The sequence below is a fragment of the Paucibacter sp. PLA-PC-4 genome (genome assembly GCF_026241155.1).
Classification (GTDB): Bacteria; Pseudomonadota; Gammaproteobacteria; order Burkholderiales; family Burkholderiaceae_C; genus Roseateles_E.
Window position 1 is genome coordinate 41,893 of the sequence record NZ_JAPFGP010000024.1, and the last position, 25,159, is coordinate 67,051.

19 protein-coding genes are annotated in these 25,159 nt (G+C 64.3%); 14 read left to right on the top strand and 5 right to left on the bottom strand.

Annotation, left to right across the window (positions count from 1 at the left end; all coding sequences use genetic code 11):
* Positions 1 to 38 precede the first annotated feature (38 nt).
* From OOZ63_RS25910 to OOZ63_RS25975, 14 genes are all read left to right on the top strand, one after another.
* Positions 39 to 452, top strand: a complete 414-nt coding sequence (locus tag OOZ63_RS25910) for a DUF971 domain-containing protein (protein ID WP_266008561.1) — start codon at positions 39 to 41, stop codon at positions 450 to 452.
* A 10-nt stretch (positions 453 to 462) separates the two neighbouring features.
* Complete coding sequence (gene ubiE / locus OOZ63_RS25915; protein WP_266008563.1) at positions 463 to 1,194, top strand: bifunctional demethylmenaquinone methyltransferase/2-methoxy-6-polyprenyl-1,4-benzoquinol methylase UbiE; 732 nt, start codon at positions 463 to 465, stop codon at positions 1,192 to 1,194.
* A 507-nt stretch (positions 1,195 to 1,701) separates the two neighbouring features.
* Positions 1,702 to 2,718: an EpsD family peptidyl-prolyl cis-trans isomerase gene (locus OOZ63_RS25920; RefSeq protein WP_266008564.1), complete on the top strand. Its 1,017-nt coding sequence runs from the start codon at positions 1,702 to 1,704 to the stop codon at positions 2,716 to 2,718.
* Positions 2,718 to 3,560: a polysaccharide export protein EpsE gene (gene epsE / locus OOZ63_RS25925; RefSeq protein WP_266008565.1), complete on the top strand. Its 843-nt coding sequence runs from the start codon at positions 2,718 to 2,720 to the stop codon at positions 3,558 to 3,560. The genes OOZ63_RS25920 and epsE overlap by 1 nt, the downstream gene beginning before the upstream one ends.
* A 47-nt stretch (positions 3,561 to 3,607) precedes the next feature.
* The gene (gene epsF, locus OOZ63_RS25930) at positions 3,608 to 5,050 is read left to right on the top strand and encodes a chain length determinant protein EpsF (RefSeq protein WP_266008566.1); all 1,443 of its coding nucleotides are present in this window, start codon (positions 3,608 to 3,610) and stop codon (positions 5,048 to 5,050) included.
* Positions 5,051 to 5,095: 45 nt separating this feature from the next.
* The gene (locus OOZ63_RS25935) at positions 5,096 to 5,959 is read left to right on the top strand and encodes a polysaccharide biosynthesis tyrosine autokinase (protein WP_266008567.1); all 864 of its coding nucleotides are present in this window, start codon (positions 5,096 to 5,098) and stop codon (positions 5,957 to 5,959) included.
* A 5-nt stretch (positions 5,960 to 5,964) separates the two neighbouring features.
* Positions 5,965 to 6,864 (top strand): exosortase B, encoded by a 900-nt coding sequence (xrtB, locus tag OOZ63_RS25940; protein ID WP_266008568.1) that lies wholly within the window; start codon positions 5,965 to 5,967, stop codon positions 6,862 to 6,864.
* Positions 6,861 to 7,559, top strand: a complete 699-nt coding sequence (gene epsI / locus OOZ63_RS25945) for an exosortase-associated protein EpsI, B-type (RefSeq protein ID WP_266008569.1) — start codon at positions 6,861 to 6,863, stop codon at positions 7,557 to 7,559. Before xrtB ends, epsI begins: the two co-directional genes overlap by 4 nt.
* A gap of 69 nt (positions 7,560 to 7,628) precedes the next feature.
* Positions 7,629 to 8,870 carry a polysaccharide pyruvyl transferase family protein gene (locus OOZ63_RS25950; protein ID WP_266008570.1) on the top strand — a complete coding sequence of 414 codons (1,242 nt, stop codon included), beginning with the start codon at positions 7,629 to 7,631 and terminating at the stop codon, positions 8,868 to 8,870.
* An 89-nt stretch (positions 8,871 to 8,959) separates the two neighbouring features.
* On the top strand, positions 8,960 to 10,456 hold the full coding sequence (locus OOZ63_RS25955; protein ID WP_266008571.1) for a hypothetical protein: 1,497 nt from the start codon (positions 8,960 to 8,962) through the stop codon (positions 10,454 to 10,456).
* A 224-nt stretch (positions 10,457 to 10,680) separates the two neighbouring features.
* Entirely contained in the window at positions 10,681 to 11,868 is a 1,188-nt protein-coding gene (locus OOZ63_RS25960) for a glycosyltransferase (protein WP_266008583.1), read from the top strand.
* Positions 11,865 to 13,034 (top strand): glycosyltransferase family 4 protein, encoded by a 1,170-nt coding sequence (locus tag OOZ63_RS25965; RefSeq protein WP_266008572.1) that lies wholly within the window; start codon positions 11,865 to 11,867, stop codon positions 13,032 to 13,034. Before OOZ63_RS25960 ends, OOZ63_RS25965 begins: the two co-directional genes overlap by 4 nt.
* Positions 13,021 to 14,115: a glycoside hydrolase family 99-like domain-containing protein gene (locus OOZ63_RS25970; RefSeq protein ID WP_266008573.1), complete on the top strand. Its 1,095-nt coding sequence runs from the start codon at positions 13,021 to 13,023 to the stop codon at positions 14,113 to 14,115. The genes OOZ63_RS25965 and OOZ63_RS25970 overlap by 14 nt, the downstream gene beginning before the upstream one ends.
* Positions 14,116 to 14,119: 4 nt before the next feature.
* Complete coding sequence (locus OOZ63_RS25975) at positions 14,120 to 15,226, top strand: DUF1972 domain-containing protein (protein WP_266008574.1); 1,107 nt, start codon at positions 14,120 to 14,122, stop codon at positions 15,224 to 15,226.
* Between the two features lie 51 nt (positions 15,227 to 15,277).
* On the opposite strand, the gene OOZ63_RS25980 is transcribed toward OOZ63_RS25975, so the two are convergent.
* From OOZ63_RS25980 to OOZ63_RS26000, 5 genes are all read right to left on the bottom strand, one after another.
* The gene (locus tag OOZ63_RS25980; RefSeq protein WP_266008575.1) at positions 15,278 to 17,014 is read right to left on the bottom strand and encodes a thiamine pyrophosphate-binding protein; all 1,737 of its coding nucleotides are present in this window, start codon (positions 17,012 to 17,014) and stop codon (positions 15,278 to 15,280) included.
* Positions 17,015 to 17,153: 139 nt separating this feature from the next.
* A complete protein-coding gene (locus OOZ63_RS25985) occupies positions 17,154 to 18,008 on the bottom strand; it encodes an SDR family NAD(P)-dependent oxidoreductase (RefSeq protein ID WP_266008576.1) in 855 nt (284 codons plus the stop codon).
* Positions 18,009 to 18,064: 56 nt separating this feature from the next.
* Positions 18,065 to 19,606, bottom strand: a complete 1,542-nt coding sequence (locus tag OOZ63_RS25990; protein ID WP_266008577.1) for a lipopolysaccharide biosynthesis protein — start codon at positions 19,604 to 19,606, stop codon at positions 18,065 to 18,067.
* A gap of 156 nt (positions 19,607 to 19,762) precedes the next feature.
* The gene (locus OOZ63_RS25995; RefSeq protein WP_266008578.1) at positions 19,763 to 21,196 is read right to left on the bottom strand and encodes a DUF1501 domain-containing protein; all 1,434 of its coding nucleotides are present in this window, start codon (positions 21,194 to 21,196) and stop codon (positions 19,763 to 19,765) included.
* Positions 21,193 to 25,159 (bottom strand): DUF1800 family protein (locus OOZ63_RS26000; RefSeq protein WP_266008579.1); only part of this gene is annotated, 3,967 nt, incomplete at its 5' end. The genes OOZ63_RS26000 and OOZ63_RS25995, both read right to left, overlap by 4 nt.

Consider the following 25,159-nt stretch of genomic DNA (forward strand, 5'->3'; position numbering starts at 1 on the left):
CTACACTGGCGCCCTCGCTCGCGCAGCAGTCTTCTTCCATGGCCGGCCTCACCCCCAATTCCCCCACGCCCACCGACATCACCGTGCACCAGCAGTCGCGGGTGCTGGAGATCGCCTTCTCCGACGGGGCGCGCTTCTCGATCCCCTTTGAGCTGATGCGCGTCTACAGCCCCTCGGCCGAGGTGATGGGCCATGGTCCGGGCCAGGAAACCCTGCAGACCGGCAAGCGCGATGTGGGCATCACGGCACTGGAGCAGGTGGGTCATTACGCGATCCGCCCGCAGTTCAGCGACGGCCATGACAGCGGCCTGTTCTCCTGGGACTATCTCTACCAGCTCGGCGCCGAGCAGGCCCGGCTGTGGGCCGACTACGAGGCCAAGCTGGCCGCTGCCGGCAAGGGGCGCGACGATGCCATGCCGGCCAAGGGCGGCAGCGCCTGTTCGACGCATTGAGGGCATATCTATGAGCAGCACCCATTTCGGTTTCCAGACCGTCGACGAGCGCGAGAAGGCCAGCCGCGTGCGCGGCGTGTTCGATTCCGTCGCCTCCAAGTACGACGTGATGAACGATCTGATGTCCATGGGCATGCACCGGGCCTGGAAGGCCTACACGGTGGCCGTGGCCAATCTGAAGCCGGGCGAGCGCGTGCTTGATATCGCCGGCGGCACCGGCGATCTGTCGCGCGCCTTCGCCAAGAAAGTCGGCGAGACCGGCATGGTGGTGCACACCGACATCAACGAGGCCATGCTTCGCCAGGGCCGCAACCGCCTGCTCGATGAGGGCTTGGTGCTGCCCACCAATCTGTGCGACGCTGAGAAGCTGCCCTACAAGAACGAGAGTTTCGATCTGGTCAGCGTGGCCTTCGGCCTGCGCAATATGACCCACAAGGACCAGGCTCTGGCCGAAATGTGCCGGGTGCTCAAGCCCGGCGGGCGCTTGCTGGTGCTGGAGTTCTCCAAGGTGGCAGCGCCGCTGCAAAAGCCTTATGACTGGTACTCCTTCAAGATCCTGCCCAAGCTGGGCCAGATGATTGCCGGCGACGCCGAGAGCTACCGCTACCTGGCCGAATCGATCCGCATGCACCCGCCCCAGGCCGAACTCAAGGCCATGATGAAGACGGCCGGCTTCGGCCATGTGGACGTGCACAACCTCAGCGCCGGCATCGTCGCGCTGCACGCCGGCATCAAGTGCTGATCTAGCACGCCAGCGAGACCCTGCGGGCTCGCTGACGCATGCCAAAGAGCGCTTCGCGGATCGCGCCAACCATGCGGCCTGCTTGGCTGAGGTCTCGGTTCGCCTGAACCGATCTGGCCGTTTTCGGGGCGCCGACACTCCCGATACCTGAGCTACCCCCCGATCCAAGGGGGTGGCCGGAACTCGGCGTGACTAAATGGATCAGTCATTGAGCCGACCGGTCAACAATATGCCGGACAGGCCGCAGACGCCGGGTTTTCCCGGTGTTTGACTAATAAATGACGAGGGGTTCCCGACGGCTGGACTGGGGTCCGGAAGGGCGCGATTGAACTGGTTTCCTGTAGCAATATGGAACGGGTTCACGCCTTAGGGGGGGGTCAATTGTCATTTTGCAAAGTTACACTCGCCGACTGCCACCGGGCGCCATTGTGCGCTGCAACATAGTGCCGTCGGAGAGCCCGGGGTGCACGCTCTCACCCGAGAGCCCAAAAACAGAAAGTCATAGCTATGAATCTGATGAAGCAAGAGCAGTCGCGCGGCCTGAGCGGCATGCGCGCCAGCGCGATTGCGCTGGCGGCGGTAGCAGTGGTGCTGCTGGCAGCCTGCGGCGGCGGTGAAAAGAAGGACAAGGCCTCCCAAACGGCAGCCAAGGTCAACAAGGAAGAGATCACCGTTCATCAGATCAACTTTGTGCTGCAGCGCCAGCAAGGCCTGAAGCCCGAGCAGGCCGAAGCAGCCAGCAAGCAGGTGCTGGAGCGCTTGATCGAGCAGGAACTGGCGGTGCAGAAGGCCGAAGATCTCAAGCTCGACCGCGACCCGCGCGTGGTCCAGCAGATTGAGGCTGCCAAGCGCGAAATCATCGCGCGCGCCTATGTCGAGCGGCTTGGCGAGAGCGCTGCCAAACCCACGGCCGAGGAGGTTTCAAAGTATTACAACGAGAAACCCGCGCTGTTCAAGGAACGTCGTATTTATAGTCTGCAGGAATTGGCAATTGAGGCCAAGCCCGAGCAGATTCCCGAGATTCGCGCCAAATTGCAGGCGGCCAAGAATCTGGCCGAGTTTGCCGAGTATCTGAAGGCCAGCGATATTCGTTTTGCTGCGAATCAGGCTGTGCGCGCCGCCGAGCAGCTGCCGCTGGCCAGCTTGGACGCCATCGCCCGCATGAAGGACGGCGACTCAGCCGTCACTTCCGCGCCCAACGGCCTGCAGGTGTTGTTCCTGGTGGGCTCGCGCAGCCAGCCTGTCGACGAAGCCCGCGCCCGCCCCGCCATCGAGCAGTTCCTCAGCAACCAGCGCAAGTCCGAGCTGGTCGTGAAGGAGATGAAGGCCATGCGTGAAGGCGCCAAGATCGAATATGTCGGCAAGTTCGCCGAGGGCACGCCGCCCGCCGCTGCTGCTGCAGCGCCTGCTGCGGTGACGACGCCCAGCCCAGTTGCTCCCGCTGCCACTGTCGCCACGCCGGCCGCCCCTGCCGCCAGCGGCATGGACGCCAACACCATCTCTAAGGGAATGGGTCTCAAATAATGATGCATCGCAGCTCGCACCACCTTCTAGCCATCGCCCTGGCCGCCGCCGGCCTGCTCGGCGCTGTTGCCCCGGCTTTGGCTCAGACCAGCGCCGCCGCGCCGGCCACCGCCACCGCCGAATACCGGCTGGGTTCCGGCGATGTGCTGCGCATCAGCGTTTATCAGAACCCCGACCTGACGCTGGAGACCCGCGTCTCCGAGGCCGGCGTGCTGAGCTTCCCGCTGCTAGGCACGATCAAGATCGGCGGCCTCTCAGTTACCCAGGCCGAGAAGCTGATCGCCGACGGCCTGAAGAGCGGCAACTTCGTGAAGCAGCCCCAGGTCACCATCGTCGTCCTGCAGGTCAAGGGCAACCAGGCCAGCGTGCTGGGCCAGGTCAACCGTCCCGGCCGCTTCCCGATCGAAGTGGCCGATATGCGCCTGACCGATCTGCTAGCTAATGCCGGCGGTGTGGCGAGCAGCGGCGCTGAGATCGTCATCCTGAGTGGCACCCGCAACGGCCAGGCCTTCCGCACCGAGATCGATCTGCCCGCGCTGTTCGCCCCCGGCGGGCGCAGCCAGGACATCCTGGTGCAAAACGGCGACGTGCTGTGGGTTGACCGGGCCCCGATGGTCTACATCTACGGCGAGGTGCAGCGCCCCGGCGCAATGCGCCTGGAGCGCGGCATGACCCTGATGCAAAGCCTGGCCACCGGCGGTGGCCTGACCCAGCGCGGCACCGAGAAGGGCATCCGCGTGCACCGCAAGGGCGCCGACGGCAAGGTCCAGATCTTGCAGGCAGCGATGGATGAATCGCTGAAGGATGGCGACGTCGTGTACGTCAGGGAAAGCCTGTTCTGATCTAGAACCGCGCTGGGCCAGGGGCCGGCGGAATAAGGGAGTTGGGAATGACGTTTGCACAGTTTTTGTCGATCTTGCGCGCGCGCAAGTGGGCGGCGCTGCTGGTGTTCAGCTTGGTGGTCGCGACCACGGTGGTGGTGAGTCTGATGCTGCCCAAGCAGTACTTGGGAACCGCCAGCGTGGTGATCGACATCAAGCCCGACCCGGTGTCGGCGACCCTGTTTCCCGGGATGGCTACCCCCGGCTTTATCGCGACTCAGGCCGACATCCTGATGAGCGAGCGCGTTACGCTGCGTGTCATCCGCGATCTCAAGCTGATGGATAACGCCCCCATCCGCGAGCAGTGGCAGACCGAGGCTGAGGGGGCGGGTACGTTCGAGCAGTACTTGATTGAGCTGCTGCAGAAGTACCTGGAGGTGAAGCCCAGCCTGCAGAGCAATGTCATCAGCATCGAATACAAGAGCCCGTCGCCGCAGTTCGCCGCCGGCCTGGCCAATGCTTTCGCCCAGGCCTATATCGCCACCACGCTGGAACTGCGTGGCGACCCAGCCAGACAGTTCAACAGCTTCTTCCAGGCCCAGACTAAGGACGCCCGCGACTCGCTGGAGCGTGCCCAGCAGCGCCTGTCGGCCTTCCAGCAGGACAAGGGCATCATCGTCACCAACGAGCGGTTGGATATCGAGAGCGCTCGTCTGGCAGAGTTGAGCAGCCAGCTGACGCAGTCGCAGAGCATTTCGGCCGAGAGCAGCAGCCGTCAGGCCCAGGCCCGGGGTGACCAGAGCGACCGCCTGCAGGAAGTGCTGAACAATCCGCTGATCAGCGGCCTGAAGGCCGACCTGACGCGCTACGAGGCCAAGCTGCAGGAGCTGTCCCAGCGTCTGGGGGATAAGCACCCACAAGTGCTGGAGGCCCGAGCCAATATCGCCGAGCTGCGCAGCAAGATCGACGTGGAAACGCGCCGCGTGACCAGCGGTGTGTCCGTCAGCAACACGATCAACAAGTCGCGTGAAGGCCAGCTGAGTGCGGCGCTGAATGCCCAGCGCACCAAGATGCTGGAGATGAAGGCTGTGCTTGACGAGGGCCAGGTGCTGCAGCGCGAAGTGCAGAACGCGCAGAGCGTGTACGACAACCTGGTGGCGCGCCTGAATCAGTCGGCGTTGGAAGCCCAGAACACCCAGAGCTACGCCAGCGTGCTGACCGTTGCTCAGCCGCCTGCCGAGCACAGCAGCCCCAAGACGCTGCTGAATACGCTACTAGCGATCTTCCTGGGGGCGATGCTGGCCGTTGGCGTCGCGCTCTTGATGGAAATGACCGATCGCCGGGTCCGCAATCCTGAGGATGCGGTTGCCGCGCTGGGCCTGCCGGTGCTGGGTTCCTTGCCGGTTCCCGGTGCCAAGCGATTCAACCCAGCGCGCCCAGTGGGTCTGAGCCTTGCCACGCGGCAGCGCGCCATGAGCCTGCCAGCTCCCGGCGTGCAAGCCGACATCTGAGTTGTCGCCCGATCACCGTACCCAGCCGTGCAGAAAGACCGCCCCGTGAACGTCGACACCCAAGATTCCAATATCGCTGACCGCTCGATTGGCAGCATCCTGGCCGATCTGCGCAATCTGTCCGCAGATCAGGTGGAAAAGATCGTGCGCCACCAGCGCGAGAAGAGCGTGCGCTTCGGCGAGGCCGCCGTGGCGCTGGGCTTTGCCAGCAGCGATGACGTGCTGGTCGCGCTGAGCCAGCAGTTCCACTATCCCTACGCCCCCGAAGAGCGCCGTGAGGCCAGCCCGGAACTGGCGGCGCTGAACCAGCCCTTCGGCGTGCAGGCCGAGAGCTTCCGTGCCATCCGCAGCCAGCTGATGATGCGCTTGTTCAATGAAGGCCAAAAACGTCGCGCCATCTCGGTGGTGAGCCCCGAATCGGGCGACGGCAAGACCTTCTTCGCCGCCAATCTGGCCGTGGTGCTGGCCCAACTGGGCGGTCGTACCCTGCTGGTGGATGCCGATATGCGCCATCCGCGCCAGCATGAGGTGTTCGGCGTGGACAACAAGTCCGGTCTGTCGGGCATCTTGAGCGGGCGCGCCGAGGCCAATGTCATCCGGCAGGTGGCCGGCGTGCCGAGCCTGTTCGTGCTGCCGGTGGGCATCACGCCCCCGAACCCGCTGGAACTGGTGGAGCGTCCCGCATTCGGCTTGCTGATACACGAACTGCTGTCCAAGTTTGATTATGTGGTCGTTGACACCCCCGCCGCTTGCTACGGCAGCGACAGTGCGGTAATCGCTGCGCGCTGCGGCGCAGCACTGGTCGTGGCGCGCAAGAACCAGGCGCGTGTCTCCTCCCTCCAGGACCTCGTCGCCAATCTGGCAGAAACGCCGACCCAGGTCGCCGGCGTTGTATTCAACGAGTTCTGAAACCCATGACTGCCACGTCTTCCACGGATCCTGGTTCCGGTGCAGTGTTCCCGCCGGGCACGGACCTGACAGTGTTCGCCGTCCTGCTCGGCAGCTTTGCGCTGCTGTTCCTGCCGGCCTACTACGAGCTGTCCAACACCTACTGGATCACCGACGAGCAAGGGCATGGTCCCATCATTCTGGCCGTCAGCTTCTGGTTGCTCTATCGCGCCAGGCACAGCCTCGCCGAGCTCCCCAGCCAGCCACGGCCTGTGCTTGGCTGGGTGATCCTGGCGCTGAGTCTGCTGGTCTATGCCTTTGGCCGATCGCAGGACATCAGCATCTTTGCCGTGGGCTCGCAGATCGGCGTGCTCATCGCTTTTCTGCTGCTGTTCAAGGGCATGCAAGGTGTGAGGCTGGTCTGGTTTCCGCTGTTTTTCATGCTGTTCATGGTGCCCTTGCCCGAGGCGCTGGTCGCGGCGGTGACCGCGCCCTTGAAGAGTGCGGTGTCGGCCGTGGCCAGCAACCTGCTGTATGCGATGGGCTACCCGGTCGGGCGCAGCGGAGTGGTCATGACAGTAGGGCCCTATCAGTTGCTGGTGGCCGATGCCTGTGCAGGCCTGAACAGCATGTTCACGCTGGAAGCGTTGGGCATGCTGTACATGAACCTGATGAAGTACACCAACCCAGTGCGCAATGTGGCTCTGGCGGTGCTGCTGGTTCCGACGGCCTTCGTGGCCAATATCGTGCGCGTGATGATTCTGGTGCTGGTCACCTATCACTTTGGTGATGAGGCCGGCCAGGGCTTTGTCCACGGTTTCGCCGGCATGGTGCTGTTCATGGTCGCTCTGGTGCTGATGTTGGGTCTGGATAAGGTGTTGGGCTGGTTCATTCCGGCCGGGCGCACGCAGGGAGGCAAGGTATGAGCCCGTCGCGCCGACATGCGCTGGCCGTGGGTATCGCCAGCTTGGCGGCGGCCGGCTGTGGGCATTGGCTGCGGCCTACGCAGCGCTTGGCCGACACTCTGCCCAAGTTCGATCTGGAGACCGCGTTTCCCAAGGCCTTCGATGGTTGGGTCGTGGACGACCGCATGCCGGTGCAACTGGTGTCGCCGGATCAGAAGGCCGTACTTGACCAGATCTACAGCCAGACGCTGAGTCGCACCTATGTCAGCGCCGAGGGTCAGCGCATCATGCTGTCGGTGGCGTATGGGGGCGACCAGTCGGATGCCACCCGTGCGCACCGACCGGAGGTTTGCTATCCGGCACAGGGTTTCCAGATCAAGGGTGACCAGAGCGGCAGCATCCAGTTGGCCGACCGGGCGGTGCGCGCCCGGCAACTGGTGGCGGTGCAGGGTGGACGCATCGAGCCCATCACCTACTGGGTGATGGTCGGCGACCGGGTGGCCGCCAGCGGCACCGAGCAGAAGCTCCATCAGCTGGGCTATTCGACCAGAGGCCTGATCCCTGACGGCATGCTGGTGCGCATCTCCAATATCAGTCCCGATGCCGAGCTCAGCTACCAGTTGCACCGGCGCTTTGCTCAGCAGTTGGCAGGGAGTTTGCGTGCTCCCGAGCTGGATCGCATTTTCGGGGCTCCGCGTTCCTCTGGCGCCAGCTGAGGCGACAGCTGCAGTCCATTGGCATCGACGGACGAATGCCGGCCAATCCTTTCCGACCACACTGATCCTATGAAGAAGTTCTATCTTGCAGGGCACAACAACTTCGGCAACCGCGGCTGCGAGGCTCTGGTTCGCTCCACCGTGCTGATGCTGACCGAGAAGTTCGGGCCCAGTGAGTTCCTGGTGCCGAGCTACGACGCTGCGGCCGATGGCCGGCAATGGCCCGACCATGCCGACCATGGCGTGCGCTTTGTCGATGTGCCGGTGTATCCGTTCAATATCAAGCTGTGGGGCCGGGCCGTGCGTCAGTCCGACCTGTTCAAGTCCGTGTGGAAGCCGGGCTTCAGCGTGCCTGCCGAGTACCGGCGTATGGTCCTGGGCTGCGACGCCACCATCATGATCGGTGGTGATGTGATCACGCTCGACTACGGCCTCGGCCCCTTGCTCTGGCACCGCGCCTTTGCCGAGGACTTCTTCAAGGACAAGCAGCCCACCGTGCTGTGGGCGGCGTCGGTGGGGCCGTTTGCCAAAGAGCCGGTCATCGAAAAGCACATGGCCGCCTTCCTGAACCAGCTTGACCTGGTGACCATCCGCGAGTCGATCACGCTCAAATATCTGCAGGGCATCGGCGTCTCGCACAATCTGCATGGCGTTTGCGATCCGGCCTTCGTGATGAAGCCCGAGCCGGTCGATGCGGCCCAGCTAGGTTTTGATCTGGAGCCGGGCTTCCTGGGTGTCAACGTCAGCCCGCTGATCGCCAAGTTCCGCGCCGCCGGAGAGAACCCCGAGGTGTTGCAGCGGGAGGTGGCCGGCTTTTTGCGCGAGGCCCATGCCAAGTACGGCCTGCCATGCGTGCTGATCCCTCATGTGGGGCCTCTGAACGCCGGCATAGAGTCGGACAACTGCGATCACCGCTACATGTCGGCGGTGCTCAAGCTGGCTCACGATGTGCCGAATGTGCGCCTCTTGCCCAAGACGCTGAATGCGGCCCAGCTCAAATTCGTGCTTGGGCAGGCCCGTTACTTCATCGGCGCGCGCACGCATGCCACCATCGGCGCGATCTCACGCGGCACACCGACCGTGTCCATCGCCTACAGCACCAAGGCTCGTGGATTGAACAAGGACCTGTTCGGGCACGAGGACTTCGTGCTGAGCACGCCGGACGTCAGCACCCGCACGCTGATGGACAAGCTCGAGCTGATGGTGGAGCGCGAGGATGCGATCCGTGCCCAGCTGCGCGAAGTGCTGGTGCCGACGGTGGAGCGCTCGCGCAGCACCGCCGAACTGCTGGCCAAACGGCTTGCGGCATGATGCAGCGCTTTGAGGCCCCGCTGAGCCACGCGGCGCGCGGGGTTACGCATGGGCCAAATGCGGCTGTTCGCGCCTGAGCAGGGAACACCATGAAGCGCATGCCCTCCTTGCCAATGATTGCCGTGCTGGCGACAGCGGTGCTGCTTGCCCTGTTCAGTGGCCTGATATTGCCGGTGGCGGGTGTGATCCCGTTGGTGGCGCTGTGGGCTCTGCCTGCGGCATTGGTCATCGTTTTTTATCCGCAGGCCTTCTACTGGATGATGTTGGCCCTGGTGCTGCTGGTCAGTGGTACGGTGCAGTACTTCACCGACCACGGGCAGTTGCAGTGGGTGGCGTCGGGCATAGGCGTTTGCCTGCTTGTCAGCGGCTTTCTGCGCGGCGCCAGCGCTGGCAATGGGGTGCAGCGGGTCACCGCCATAGATGCCTCTTTGATGGTATTCGCCATCACGGCGACGGTGTCGACTGTCTTTGGCGAGGGTGGCGCGGGGCATCTGGCAGCAGGCTTGCGGACTTATCTGCCCTTCCTGGGCCTGTATGCCTATATCCGGCTGGGAGGGCTGCAGGCTGTTACCTTGAGGCGCACCGTCTGGTTCCTGCTCGTGGTCGCGCTGCTGCAATGGCCGGTGGAGTTGTATCAGGCTATGGTTATCGTGCCGCAGCGAGCGGCGATGAGCCAAGTCGGCTCGGCGTTTGACAGCGTCGTCGGCACCTTTGGTGGTCCCAGGTTTGGCGGTGGGGCCAGCGGGTCGCTGGCCATCTACCTTGTCTTTGGCATGGCGCTCACGCTCGCGCTGTACCGCAACGCGCTGCTCACCGGCAAGGTCACGGCCCTGTGCCTGCTCGCCTTGCTGGTCGGTATCGGCTTGGCCGAGACCAAGGTGGTGTTCGTGCTGATCCCTGTGGCGCTCGCCATGCTCTATCTAGATGAGCTCTATCGGCGACCGATTCGCTTCTTGGTTGGGTCGCTGTTTGCCTTGGGTGTGTTGGCGCTGCTGCTCTACTTTTATTTCATCTTCTTCTGGGAAGCCGAGAACCGAGGCAATGTCTGGCTCGTGATCGTTCGACGCTTCAGCTACAGCTTTGACCCCGATTTCATGCCTGCTTACAACTGGCCGGGCCGCATGACGGGGCTCTTCATTTGGGGGCGCAATCAGGACTTCAGCGGGGATGTCTATCATTGGCTTGTCGGCTATGGCGTCGCTGCGGCCACCAGCCAGTCCACTATCGCCGGCCCCGGGGTGGCTGCGCTGAAGTTCGGACTAGGCACCGATGTGACTGGCGCCACCAAGTTGCTGTGGGAGGTCGGTTTAATCGGGACGCTGGCCTATGTGGCGCCGCTGTTCCTAGCATTTGTCAGCTTCGGTCGGGTGCTGCGCGAACGTGCTTTTGACCCGCTGCTGCGCGCGTTTATAGAGGCGCTGCGTGCCTCAACGCCGGTTTTGGCGTTGGGCGTGCTGTACGAGGTGACCATCGTCAGCAGCCCGACGATGCAGCTGCTCGCGATGATTCTGTACGCAGTTGCTGCGCGGCTAGAGCTTCCACGCCTGGCATGCGAGCCTCGCTCCCTGCGCTCGGTACATGCCTAGATAGCGGCCTGCATCTGCTGGCAGCTCGCCCGTTCAATGGTTGCACCGCAGCAACTTTCACTGTGCTCTCCGTGCTGACGGAACTGCCCGAACTTTGATTGGCCTAGTTGCTGCCGCCTTCCAACATGCAAGATTTCGACTTCACATCTTCGCGGCAATCTTTGCCTCCTTGCGCTCTGAAGGACGCGCGGATCATTGTGGTTCCCAATGAGCTGCCCTTGCCGGTGAACTCCGGCGGACGGGTAGACGTCTGGCGCCGCCTGCTCGCCCTACGTGGCGCAGGCGCCGTGATGGGCTTGCTTACGTGGTACGACGGTCCGCGCGACGGGGAGCCCGGCGCCGAGCTGCGCGCCCAGCTCGCTGCGCATTGCGAGTCGATACATCTGGCCTGCATTTCCAGGCGTTCGACGGAACTGTTCGGCCGGCTGCTCAACGCCTGGCGCTGGCCATCTCATGTTGCCTCGCGCTGGGTGACGCTGGACCGACCCCGTACGCTTGAATGGGCGCGCGGTTTCAGGCCCACGCTGCTGTTGGCCGATGGCTTGTACGGAGCACATGTCGTGCGCTGGCTTGCGGCCGAGCTGGGAGTGCCGTGGGTTTACCGCTCGCACAACATCGAGCATCACTACATGCAGATGCAGCTGGCGCAGGCCAGCCGCCTGAAGTCGCGCCTGGGGCTGATGGCCAATCTGTGGGGGCTGGCCCGCTTCGAGCGTGAGGTCCAGGCCCACGCGGGAGCCGTGCTCGACATCTCCACGAGCGATATGGCGTACTGGCGTGCCCAGGGCATCATCCGATCGCACTGGATGCCCCCCATCGTGGATCGCGCGTTCGCCGAGCAACTGGCTGGTTCCAGGTCCGCCTCGCGCCCCTATCACGCGATGTACTTTGGTAACCTCAACACGCCTAATAACGTGGAGGCGGTCCGCTGGTTTGTGCAGCGGGTGTTGCCGCTGGTGCGGGCACCTGACTACCGCTTCGCCATCGCCGGCTCGCGCCCATCGGCCGAGGTGGAAGCCTTGGCGCGTAGCGATGGGCGCATCCAACTGATCCCCAATCCGGTTGAGATTGCGCCGCTGCTGGTCCAGGCTAGGGTGCTGGTCAATCCAGTGCAAGGTGGTAGTGGTGTCAATCTCAAGAGTGTGGAGATGCTGTACAGCCAAGCGCATCTGCTGAGCACCCGTATCGGTGTGCAGGGCCTGCCGGCCGAGGTGGCCGAGTGCTTTACACAGGCCGATGACCCGCAGAGCTTCGCCGACCAGCTTCAGTCGCTTGCCAGCGTCGACACGCCGGTGCTTGATGCTCAGGGTCGCCGCTTGCGGGCCCGAGCGTGCTTCAGCAGCGAGCAGGCAGTATCCAGCTTTGCCGAAGCCATCCGCCCGCTGAGCCCGGGGCTGGCGAGAACCGCATGAGTCATCAAGCATTGAACATCCTCTTCGTGCACCAGGCGGCCGAGCTCTACGGCTCCGACCGCGTGCTGCTCGCGCTGGTGGAATGGCTGGCCCGCCATGGCCAGGTACATCCCATCGTGGTGCTGCCGTGCGAGGGCCCGCTGATCGCAGAATTTCGCCGCATCGGTGTCGAGGTGCATGTGCGCACGCTGGCCAAGGTGCAGCGCAGCGCATTCACGCCCGGTGGGCTGCTGCTCTTTGTGCGGCAGGTGCTGGGTTCGGTGGCTGAACTAGATTCGGTGGTGGCCGGCCGCCCGATCGCGGCCGTGCACAGCAACACGATTGCCGTGATGTCGGGCGCGGTCTGGGGCTGGAAGCGGGGTGTGCGCCATGTGTGGCATGTGCACGAGATCATCCTGCGGCCGCGGCCGGTGGCCAAGGCCCTGGCCTGGCTGGCCTCGCGACTGTCCGACAAGGTAGCCTGCATCTCCGAGATGGTGCGCCAGAATTTAGTGAACCAGTGCCCGCGCATCGCCAGCCAGGCTGTTGTGGTGCCCAATGGCATGGTGATGCCCGATCGCGGCATCGAGCCCGACCGCGCCCAGTGGCGCCGCGAGCAGGGTCTGGAAGCGCAGGTGGTGGTGGGCCTTGTGGGCCGCATCAATGCCTGGAAGGGTCAGGGCGTGCTGGTGAAGGCGGCCCAGCGCATCGTGGCGGCTGACCCTGCAACGCCACTGCGCTTCGTGATCGTGGGCAGCCCGCCGCCGGGCCAAGACGAACTGCGCGACCAGCTGCTGCAGCAGATCGGCGAGGCCGGCCTGCAGTCGCATGTGCGGGTGCTCGACTTCAGGCCCGATGTATGGCCTGTGTGGTGCGGCATGGACATTGCTGTGGTGCCCTCTACCGACCCCGAGCCCTTCGGCATGGTGGCGCTGGAAGCGATGTGCGCGCGTCGGCCGGTGGTGGCCGCCGGCCACGGCGGCCTGGCCGATATCGTGGTAGACGGCCAGACCGGTGCCCTGGTGCGCCCTGGCGACGACGCCGATTTGGCCCGAGCCATCCAGAATTTGGCGGCGGATGCCGCGCTGCGCCAGCGCCAGGGCGAGTCCGGCTACGAGCGTGTGCGCAGCCACTACAGCCTGGACGCCCAGGGTCGAGGTTTCAGGAGACTGTATGAAGCAAGCTAGATCCCCCCATTGCCTGGCCTGGTGCGCGGGCCTGCTGCTTCTGTTGGCCAGCCTGATGGTGCAGGCCCAGGGTGTGCCTCAGGTGGGGGCCTACTACTTTCCGGGCTGGAAGAACGACATGCCGGGCGCACCGTCCAAACGCCCGTGGGAGCCGATCCAGAAATACCCCGAGAAGCAGCCGCTGATCGGCTGGTATGACGAGGGCCAGCCCGACGTGGTAGCCAAGCAGCTGGCCCAGATGAGGCAGGCCCAGCTGGACTTCCTGGTGTTCGACTGGTACTGGGGCGAGGGCAACAAGCCTTACCTGGAACACGCGCTTCGCGCCTTCCTGGACTCGCCCAAGTGGCCAGGCATGCGGTTTGCTCTTCTCTGGGCCAACCACACGAAGGTACCGCAGAACCGTGAGAATTTTGAACGCATGGTGGCGCACTGGTGCGAGCACTTCTTGAAGCGACCGGACTACGTGCGCATCGATGGCAAGCCTGCGGTGTTCGTGTTTTCACAGCAGAACCTGAGTGACCGTGCACAGGAGATGGGTTTGCACCCGCGCGATCTTCTGCAGACGGCGCGCCGCATCGCGCGCGAAACCGGCGTGGGCGAGCTGTTCATCGTGGGCAGCGCTGAGGCCGTGCCCCATTGGGTGACCCACTACGGCAAGGCCACCGGCTACGACGCTTACAGCACCTACAACTACCACCGCGGGTTTGAGGGCGTGTATGTGGCCGACCGGCGCTTCACGCACAGCTTTGCCGAGCTGGACGAGGCCTACGCCATGACCTGGCGCTGGATGATGGCCAACTCGCCGGTGCCCTACATCCTGCCGGGCACCGCCGGCTGGAACAAACGGCCCTGGGGTGGCAGCAAGGACCCGCGCCACGACGACAGCGAGGCCACGCCTGAGGAATTCGAGGCGCACCTGCGCCGCCTGCGTGCTGCTGTGCGTGCCAACCCCGAGAAGACGCGCAACACCGTGGTGCTGTGCTGCTGGAACGAACATGGAGAGGGCTCTGTCATCGAGCCCACGCGCGAATGGGGCAACAGCCGCATTGACGCCATCCGCAAGGTGCTGAAGGGAAATTGAGATCGTGAAACACCTGAGAATCCTGGGCATTCGGGGCCTGCCTGCCGCCCATGGCGGCTTCGAGACCTTTGCCGAATATCTGGCGCTCTATCTGCGCGACCGTGGCTGGAAGGTCACCGTCTACTGCCAGATCGACGGCCAGGGCCCGGTCTACGAAGACATGTGGGAGGGCATCCACCGGGTGAACATCCCTGTCGACATTCCCGGCCCCAAGGGCACGATAGCCTTCGACTGGCTCGCTACCCGGCACGCGGCCGCGCAGTCACGCGATCTGTGCCTGACCTTGGGCTACAACACGGCGGTCTTCTGTGCCTGGCTGCGCCTGAAGGGTGTGCCCAACGTCATCAATATGGACGGCATCGAGTGGGCCCGGGCCAAGTGGGGCGGCGTGGCCAAGACCTGGTTCTGGTTGAACGACTGGATGGGCTGCTGGCTGGGCAATCATCTGGTGGCCGATCATCCCGGCATCGCCCGGCACCTGCAGACGCGGGTGAAGGCGGCCAAGATCACGATGATTCCCTACGGCGCCGCCGAGGTAACGACCGCGCCGCAGGAGCCCGTGCGGGCTTTGGGGCTGGTCCCGGGGCGCTACCTGACCGTGGTCGCGCGCGCCGAGCCGGAGAACTCCATTCTTGAAGTGGTCACCGGATTCAGCGCAGCCCCGCGTGGCGTGCAGCTGGCGGTGCTGGGCAAGTACGACGAGGGCAATGCCTACCACCGGGCGGTCAAGGCGGCCGCCGGACCGGAGGTGGCCTTCCTCGGCGCCATCTACGACAAGACCGTGGTGCAGGCGCTGCGCGCACACAGCCTGGCCTATGTGCACGGGCATCAGGTGGGCGGCACCAACCCCTCGCTGGTAGAGGCGCTGGGCGCGGGCAATGCGGTGATCGCGCACGACAACCAGTTCAATCGCTGGGTGGTAGGCGAGGGCGCGGCCTACTTTGCTGACGCCGGGCAGTTTTCCGCGACGCTGGCCACCCTGCTGGCCGCGCCCGACCGCGTCGATGCGATGCGCGCGGCCAGCCGCAAGCGGTTCCTGGAGCGCTTCACCTGGCCGCAGGTGCTGACCGAGTACCAGGTGATGCTGGAGCAGTGGCTGCCACAGCGCTGACGAGCATCAGCAGGCGCATGGCGGCGGCGGCAGCCCCAGCCAGAAGGACAATCAGCGACCGAACAGCTTCTTGAGCGCACCGATGCCCGACTCGCCGAGCACCGACTTGGCGAACAGCTTGGCACGGCCGGCGGGGCTGTACTCGATTGTGCTCATGAGCTCCAGAGAGCTGCTTTCGTCGTCGGCATCGGTGAAGACTTCGAGCAGCATCGGGCGCTCGCCGAGCTCCGGGCGGAGGAAGGCCGTTGTGACGCGCTCCAACTCTTCCTTGTTGCTGGCGCTCAGGTATTCAAAACCCAGGTCTTGCGCAAAGTTCTTGACCAGGCTCTTCGACTTGTTGCCGAAGTGCCCGCCCGCCGCGATATAGGTGTCGGAGTTGTTGTCGAAGCTGGCCGCACGATGGTTGTAATTCTTGAACTCGACGCCGACGCCATTGTTGATGAGGACGATGCGCAGATTGCGTCCGACGTGTCGGTTGCCGATGCTGTTGAGGTCGTAGAAGAACGCAAGGTCGCCCACGACCGCAAAGTACAGCTGGTCAGGCTTCACCCAGGACGCCCCGATCAGGCTGGACACGCAACCATCGATGCCGAAACCGCCGACGTTGCAGTCGGTCTTCACGCCCTCCGGCACCTCGAAGAAATTCCAGGAGCGCAAGCTGTTCAGGATGCCGAAGTGGACGACCGCCCCCTTGGGAATCCGGTGCGCAAGCTGAGAGGCCGTGTAGATGTTCGAGAACGGCAACTCCGGCAGCTTGCTGCGCAGACGGCTCAGCTGGGCCTGGCACTGCGAGAGGTACTCTGTGGCATGGCCACTCTTGCCCTCGTTCAAGCGATCGAAGAATGTCTGCTCAGGCATCTCGAACACATAGCGCAGTTTGCGGAAGGTGTCGCGCAGCTCTCCGTCCTCGCTGACGCGCCACACCGCCTTGCCGGCAATGCTGAGGCTGTAGTAGTCACCGGAGACCTCGCCGAGATGGATCAGCACATCCGGTCGGACCTGCCCGATGTCCAGACCCTGCTGAAACGCCGCGAGTGCGTACTGCACGCGGTAGCGGCCGTAGTACCCACTGGTGTGATCGCAGAAGACGACGGCGTCGTGCGCGGCGCAGAATCGGTCAATGGCTTCGGTCAGCGCCTGGGACATCGGTGCATGGGCGCCGATGAAGATGGCGACGCGGCCCGGCGGCAGTGCAGGCAGCGACGACTGCGGGCTCAGCCGCTCGATGAAGCGGTAGTTCGGCAGTTCCTTAATGGCGAAGTTCTCGCTGTAGACCGTCGGCAAGTTGATGTGAACCGGGCCACCGCCGCGCCGACGCAGTTCAAGCAGGGCGCGGTTCACCTTCAGTTCGCAGTCCCACAGGTCGTCGTCATTGTTGACAACCGGCAGGCTGACGCTGAGGTTGGCAACGTCGCGCGGAATCACGCTGCGATCAATGACCTGCGCAATATGTTGGCCGACGCGCGGAAGAATCTGGCTGGAGGTGATAGCCAGCACAGGGAGTTTGCGATAATAGGCTTCCGTCATGCCGGGCATGTAATTGCGCGAGGCAGTAGCGCCAGTGCAACTCAATGCCACTGGCTCGCCCGACTCAGCGGCCATACCGCAGGCGATATAGGCGGCAGATCGTTCGTCGACCACTGAGAACATCTCGAAGTACGAGTCACGCTGCATACTGCCGACCAAGGACACATTGGTGGCGCCAGGCGACGCAACGATTCGCCGGATTCCATGCTTTTTGAGCAATTGGATGACAACTTGAGCGTTGACTTCGTCGGTATAGGCCATAGGTATCTCCGGGCAAGAGCCTGAATGAAATATGAAAATGCGCTATGCCATGCCAGCGGCGGCTGGATGACTGGCGAACGTGCTGACAGCTGGCCGAGAGTCTACCCGACGTCTACGGGTACACCCCTAGAATGCAGTGCTACTGCGATCTCAATGTGTATCCACCGTCGCAAACAATGGTTTGACCGACGATGTAGTTGGCGGCGTCGCTCAACAAGAAAATAGCGAGCTCAGCAATTTCTTCGGGAAGTGCGAAACGCTTCACAGGCTGGCGGGTGTCATGCAAATCGCCGCCCGGGTCAATCTCAAGCATTTCGGTCGCGGTGCGTCCCGGGGCAATGCCATTGACGAGAATGCCATGGGGCGAAAGCATCAGTCCCAGCGCCTGTGTGAAGCCGGCCACATCCCACTTGGTCATGCGGTAGGGATTGTCAGCCGCGAGAATGGCGCCGGTTGACGATATATTCAATATCTTGCCGGCCTGGCTTGTATCAATCCATCGTTTGCTCAAGCATTGGGTCAAGAAGAATAGACCTTTTGAATTGACTGCATAGGTTTGATCCCAGACGGTCTCGGTGATATTCGGAAATCCGGATTCCAGAAACAAGATCCCTGCGTTGTTGACGAGCATATCGATGGAGCCGCCGAGCAAGCGGGTGGCATCGTTGAGCTTGCTCTCCACCACTGCCACGTCGGCCACATCCCACTGAAGCACAGCCAATCCGGGCTGGCCGAGTTGGACTTTGACGGCCTCCAGCTTGTCAAGCCTGCGCCCGGTAATCACCACATTGGCGCCTTCCAAGAGGCATTTGCGTGCAATAGCAAGACCGATGCCAGATCCACCTCCGGTGATCAGCACTCGCTTGTTCTTCAGAAGGTCGCCGTGGGAGATCTGGGCAATCGATACGCGCGTGATGCCGCCGTTTCGGATGATCTTGGCAGTAGTGGCGAACAGCTTGCGGAGCCGCCGGATGTACTTGCGAGCGATTTGCATATGGCGTGTGGGGGCCAGGGCTTTATTGAACGATGGAAGACGATTGCCGGTTGCGTTCAGCTAGCGCTGCCATTCCGACGCAAGCGGCGTGCCAGCAACTCGTTCACGCGTCTGCGTTCGGAGGCCGTCAGCCCGAGCACGTACATGAGGATGCAACTCGACACCACAGCGCAGGCAATGACGACGGTGCTGTAAAGCAGCGCCGGTGGCAGCATGTGCTTGACGGTCGTAGAGAGCGCGGCAGACAGCGCAGCGACCGCGAGCATTGGCAGAACGACACTGCGGCTGAAACGACCCACCTCTAGGGCGATGGTGTCCTTCACGATGAAGAGCCTAACGTAGAACATCACGATGTTCAGCGCAATCGCAACCCAGAAGACAGATTCTGCAGGGCCTCCTGCCGACAGCGCCGCCCAAGCGCCGACGAAGATCGAGAGTTGGATGCTGCCGAGGATCAACTCATAGCGCTTCATGTCGCCTGTGGCACGGGCGGCGGTGCCGACCGGAAGACCGAGAACCATGATGATCGACTCGATCAATGCCAGGCGTGTGAACACCACCGCCTCCGGCGGTGGCGTGCCGAGCCAGAGTTTGAGGATGATGTCCATCTCCAGCAACATGGGCAGTGAGAGTACCCAGGTCAAAAAGAAGGTCGCCTTCGAGCCACTGATGACGAGGCCATGCATTTCTTCGAGCTGCCGCGCCGCATAGGTCTTCACGATCGCCGGATACAGACCCACGTTGAAGTTGCTGGCGAACACATTGACCTGGGCGGCCACGTTCACGGCGATGACCCTGGATGCAACGACGACGGGGCTGAACGCCTGGTTGAGAAGGATTGTGATGGCCTGGCTGCGCACCACGGTTGAAAGCTGGCCGAACAGCGTCCACCCGGTGAACCGAATGATCTCGGTGAACAGAGTGCCGTTCCATTGCATTCGTCGGAACTTGCACTCGGGGTATTTGCGGCCACAGACCACGGCATAGATTGCCGTCGTGGCGACAGAGGCAACGCACATCAGCAGGCCGTAGAACTGCAAGCGGTCCGACTGCGCCTGCGAAATGGCCAGCGCTACGCCGAGTTTCGCCACCGCTTCAAACAGCGAGACGTAGGCGTACAGACGCATGTTCTCGTGCGCGATGATGACCGCCACGTACAGCGTCGCGAAGATCGATGCCACGAACGCCGCTATCGATGCTTGGTAGATCCATGCAACGGCGCCGGCTTGAGCCGGCGGGGTCTGGAGGTGCTCGGTGACGAACCAGAGGCCTACGGTTTCGAGCGCGATGATCGCGATGACCGCGATGCCGCCGTAGATCAGTCCATTGACGAAGAAGATCTGCTCAAGCTTGCGGTGATCGCCCTGTCCAAGTGCGAACGAGAAGAAGCGCTGTGTGGCGGAGGCCATCGTTCCACTGAGAAACGATCCCAGCGCCACGATGCCGGCGACGACGCTGAAAAGGCCGTAGTCTTCGGCACCGAGTGCATCCAGCGTGGCTCGGATGGTGTAGAGATTGATGGCAAGAAGCAGTAACTGCCTGGCGTACAGCACCAGTGTGTTCTTCGCAACTCGGCTTTGGGTACTACCTTTGGACATGTATTCGGCGTAGTGGGCGGGCTCGCCAGACGACCTGGTAGAGCAAGCAGCCCCGAGCGTTCCGGCCGCAGGATACTAGACTTGGATTGCAAGCCTAGTTACCGAGAGTTGCCGCCGACGTCAGGCCTGTGGTCGCTGCCCCGCCTGCCGCACCGGTCAGAACAGCGCCAGCTTGGGGCTGAAATTGCCGAGATTCGGGAGGACCATCTGTTGCTCTGCGGCTGTCAGTCCCATCCAGCCGGCCAGGCTTCCGGCCAGTTCGCTCACCGACGTGCTCGGTAGAAGGCGGCCGGAGCCGATATCGTCGGCTGAGCCCTGCCTTGTGATGGGGAAGGCGCCGTGCATGCTTCGTCCGCGCACGCCGCCGCCTGCCACGAAGTGGTGGCTGCCCCAGCCGTGATCGCTGCCGTCGCCGTTGCTCAGCAGGGTGCGACCGAAGTCTGAGGCGGTGAACAGCGTCACGTTGTTCTGCAGGCCCAGGCCGTTGAGCGCAGCCATGAAGTAGTTGATCGATTGCGCCACCTGCGCCATCTGCACGGGCTGGTCGCGCATCTGGTTGGCGTGGGTGTCGAAGCCGCCCATCTGCACCATGAACACCTGGCGCCGCATGCCCAAGACTTGGTTGGCGGCGATGATCTGCAGCACCATGCGCAGCTGGCGAGCTAGGTTCAGCTTGTCCAGCGTGGTGCCGGCCGCATTGACCTGTGCGATGGGGGTGCTGGGGATGGCCGGCACGTTCACGCCGGCCAGCGCCCCTTGGAGTGCGGCATTGGCGCTCAAGCCGCGCTGCATCACGCGGGCGTATTCCATCTGCAGGCGGTCCGTGGCGGTGGCCGCGTAGGCCCGCTGCAAGGCGCTGCCGGCGCTGGTGGAACTGAAGAGGTTGCTGCTGCCGATGGCGCTGGCCGAAACCGGGCCCTCCACCCCCACCTGGTACTGGCTGACGCTGCTGCCAGACAGGAACACGGCGTTGCCGCTGGCCGACACGGCGGTGAACACCGGATGCGCGTTGGCGGACATCAGGATGTCGCCCATGCGTCCGCCCCAGCCCGAGCGCGCACCTTCAGGCGACAAGCTTTGCCAGGTGGACGCCTGGTCGTTGTGCGAGAACAGTTTGGCCGGTACGCCCGAGCCTGCGGCGTACTCGGCCTTGGTGATCGGCCGCACCAGCGGGCCCACATTGGGCACGATGGCGGCCTGGCCAGCCTCGTACCATTCGCGCAGCGGCGCGAGTTCTAGCGGCATGCCGAAGCTGCGCCCGCTGGCCTGGCCGGTCACGGTGATGCCTTGCAGGCGGTTCGCGGCCCAGGCGAGCTCGCCCCGGGCACTTGCGTACTCGGAATAGCCTGAAGCATCGGTGGGCACCACCCAGTTGTGGGTGTCGCTGCCGCCGGCCATGTATAGGCACACGATCGCCTTGTAGCCGGTGGTGGTGGCCGCATGGCTGCTCTGGTTGGCCAGCGCGGCCAGGCCGGCCAGGCTGGTGACCAGGGGCAGGCCGCGCTGGGGAATGGCCGCGCTGGCCGCCAGGCCGCTCAAGGCACGAAGAAAGCTGCGGCGCGAGGCGTCTGCGCGATAGGGTTTGGTCATGGTTGCACCAGGTATTCGGGTGAGGCCAGCGCCAGGAACACGGCGACGCGGGCACGGTTGAGGTGGCTGGCCGCGTTGGTACCGACCACGCTGATCATGGCGTCCATCAGGTCTTGCTTGAGGGTGTTGCTCATGCGGCCGGCATACAGCAGCAGATTCAGGCGCTCGATCACGGCCGCCAGCTGGCCTGTGGCCACCAGGTCGGCCAACGGTTGCATTTGGGCGACAACGTCAGACTTGGAGCCCGTCCAGCCGATGCCGGCGTCAGCCATGCGCACTGCCAGGTTGATCCACTGCGCAGTGGTCGCCTCGTTGACGATCTGCATCTCTGGCGCCGTGATGTTGCCGGCCGAGAACACCGTGTTCGGAGGCACGTAGCCGGGCCGGAAGTAGCCGAACACTGATCCGGCACTCAAGGGCCTCTGTGCCAAGGCATCCAGATCCGCAATCACCGCATACTGGCCCGTGGCGGATGTCGCTTGCAGGCTGCGCATCCAGTGGGCCACGCGCGCCACCGGCTCTCTGAGCTTGCCTATGCTGCTGTCCGGCGGGTTGATGGCCTCGCTGTCCAGCAGGATGGCGCGGGCCACGGCGGCCAGGTCGCCGCGCACGCCCTTGCTGTTGTTGTTGAACACGGCGGCCACGCGGGCCACATAGGCCGGGCTGGGATGGCTGCTCACCAGACGCTGGATCAGTTGGCGGCTGATGAACGGGCCCACGTTCGGGTGGTTGAACAGGGCATCCAGCGCCAGCTTCAGGCTGGCCTGAGCACTGCTTCCCGCCGGGATCACGACCGCCTGCGGTTTGCCGCTGAACAGCCGCTTTTCGCTGACGGAATGCTGGCCAGGATAGGCCTTCATCGGCAGCAGATCGATGCGCTGGTCGCCGGCGGCACTGATGTCGGGACTTTTGTGGCGGAATGCCTGCTCGTCGAGCTGCCCATCGGGGAACGCCCAGCCCCAACCGGTGAACACCTTCGACAAGGCCATCACGTCCTCGTTGGTGTAAGTTTCTATGGGCTGGCCGCCGGCGCCAAGCCTGGGGCTGCCGTCAGCGTTCAGCTCGTGCAGGCCGATGGTGAACAGTTGCATCACCTCGCGGGCAAAGTTCTCGTCGGGCATGCGGCCCGAAGCGACGCTTTCCGGGCGGTTGCGCATGTGCGACAGGTAGATACCCATGGCCGGGCTGAGGGTGATGTTCTCCAGCAGCGTGCGAAAGTTGCCTAGTGCGTGGCGGTTGATGGTGTCGACGTACTGGGCGTAGGCGCGGGCATGGTGATAAAGATTGGAGTCGGCCTGCGAAACCATCAGGATCTGATGCAGCGCGAAGCCCATGCGCCGGCGCAGCTGATCGGGGCTGGTGGCCGCCGCAGCCCAGAAGCGCTGACTCACCCAGATAGGCGTGTAGTTGGCGCCGCCCGGGCGATAGGTGTCCCCCAGGTCATAGCGGGCCTGCACGGCGGGCACCATGTCCGGCACAAAGGGCAAGGCCAGCTGCTCATCGATCCAGGCGGGCTGGCCGATCTGCACCACCCGTTCCACGTCGGCGAGGGTCGGACCGAAGCTGGCCTGCTGCAACAGGCGCGAGGCGGCATTGTGGGCCGCGCTGGGCGGGGGCGTGGCGACCGGCACGGTAAAGCGCAGGGCGCCATTGGCGTACATGCCACCGTTGCTCGCGCTGGTGCCCGAGCCGTCTACTGCCGCCTCGCCGGTGCCGCTGTCGAACACCACATTGCTGGCAAAGGGCACCAGGGTGCTGTTGCTGGTGCGCAGGTACTGCACGAACAGATTGCGGTCCACGCCGCTGACGGCGGCGTCGTTGGTGTAGACGAGGTCTATGCGGCTGCCTGCCGAGAGCCGCGGTACTGCAAAGCGATAGTCAGCTGGTGTGCTGCTCCTCACCTCCACGGTGCCGACAATCACACCGTCTACACGCAACTGCATCATCGCGCCCACGCCGCCTGCCACATTGGCATATGCGCGCACCGTCACCGTATCGGTCAGGTTGGCGCCGGGCCAAGTGGCCGATAGATTGCCGGCGTTGTAGTTGACGCCAGCGGTGAGGGGGGTGATGTAGGTGGAGCCGGCGATCAGATAGCTGACATTGAGCTGGCGCTCGATGCCGCCGGCGCTGCCGGGGTTGGCGAAGACCACGGCGACCTGGCTGCCAGGCTTGAGCGCGGTGGTGGGCATCACAAAGTCGGTGGGCGTGGGGCTGTTGACGGTGACGGAACTGACGGCTACGCCGTCGACCCACAGCATCATCAGCGCGCCCACTCCGCCGGCAGGCACGGCGCTGGCGCGCACGGTGACGGTGCTGGTGATGTTGGGCTCGGGCCAGCTGGCACGCAGCGCGCCATTGGAGTGCAGGGTGCCGCTGGGGGCGAGGATGTCGATGCCGTCGAAGGCGGCTGCGCCATTGCCGCGGTCATAGCGGTTGCCGGCAGCGCCGGGCATCCAGACGGTGTTGCCGGTGGTGGCGTAGGCGATGAAGAGGTTGCGGTCGACGCCGTTGACGAGCGCGTCGTTGACGAAGGCGATGTCGAGCTTGCGGCCGGCGCTCATCGGGGGCACGGCGAAGCGGTAGTCGGCATGCGCGGTGGACCTGACCTCGGCGCTGCCCACGAGGATGCCGTCGACCAGCACCTGCATGATGGGGCCGACACCGCCGGCGAGCGCGCCGCGGGCGCGCACGGTGAGCGTGTCGGTGAGGTTGGGCTCGGGCCAGGCGGCGTTGAGGGTGTTGTTGCTGGCCAGCAGCACGGTCTTGCCGGAGATGGCGTAGGCCAGCTGCAGGTCGCGGCCGTCGGCAGGGTTGGTGTAGACGAGCTCGACGCGCTGGCCGGGCTTGATGGGCAGTGTGGGCAGGCTGATGTCGGCTGGGGTGGTGGAGCGCAGCTCCACGGTGCCGATGACGACGCCGTCGACCAGCACCCGCACGATGGGGCCGACGTTGGCGGCCAGTCGGGCACTGGCGCGCAGGGTCAGCGTGTCGGTCATATTGGCCGCAGGCCATCTGCCGCGCAGTGCGCCGTTGTCGGTGAGCAGGTTCTGGGTGGTCTGCTGGACGTTGGCGCCGTCGAAAGCGGCCAGGCCGCTGCCGGCGTCAAAGGACATGCTGCCGGCGCTGGGCTGCAGCACGGTGGTGCCGGACATCAGGTAGTGCACGCGCAGGCTGCGGGTCTGGCCGTTGACGGTGGCTGCGTTGGCAAAGGCGACATAGACGTGGCTGCCGGCGGCCAGCGGCGGGGCGGCGAACACATGGTCGGCGGGCGTGGTGGAGGACACCAGGGCCGAGCCGACGACGATGCCGTCGACGCGGGCGACCATCAGCGCGCCGCTGCCGCCGGCACTGGTGGCGCTGGCGCGCACGGTGAGGCGGTCGCTGAGGTTGGGCGCGGGCCAGGCCAGGCGCAGTGCGCCGCTGCTGTAGAGGTTGGTGGTGCCGGCGACGACGTTCTGGCCGTCGAAGGCGGCGTTGTCGCTGCCCTTGTCGAGGCTGACGATGGCGGCGGTGGGCAGCACGGCGGTGTCGGCGGTGCTGATCTGCTGCACGTAGAGGTTGCGGTCCACGCCGTTGACGGCGGCGTCGTTGGTGTAGACCACGTCCACCAGGCTGCCGGGCTTGAGCGTGGGTGCGGCCAGGGCATAGTCGGTGGGCTGGGTGGCGCGCACCTCCACGCTGTCGGTGACCACGCCGTCCACCCGCAGCGACACCATTGCGCCGACGCCACCGGCCACGTCCGCGTGGGCGCGCAGGGTCACCGTGTCGTTCAGGTTGGCGCCGGGCCAGGCGGCCGACAGCGTGCCGCCGGTGTAGCTGACACCGGAGGAGGAGGGGGTGATGTAGGTGGAGCCGGCGATCAGATAGCTGACATTGAGCTGGCGCTCGATGCCGCCGGCGCTGCCGGGGTTGGCGAAGACCACGGCGACCTGGCTGCCAGGCTTGAGCGCGGTGGTGGGC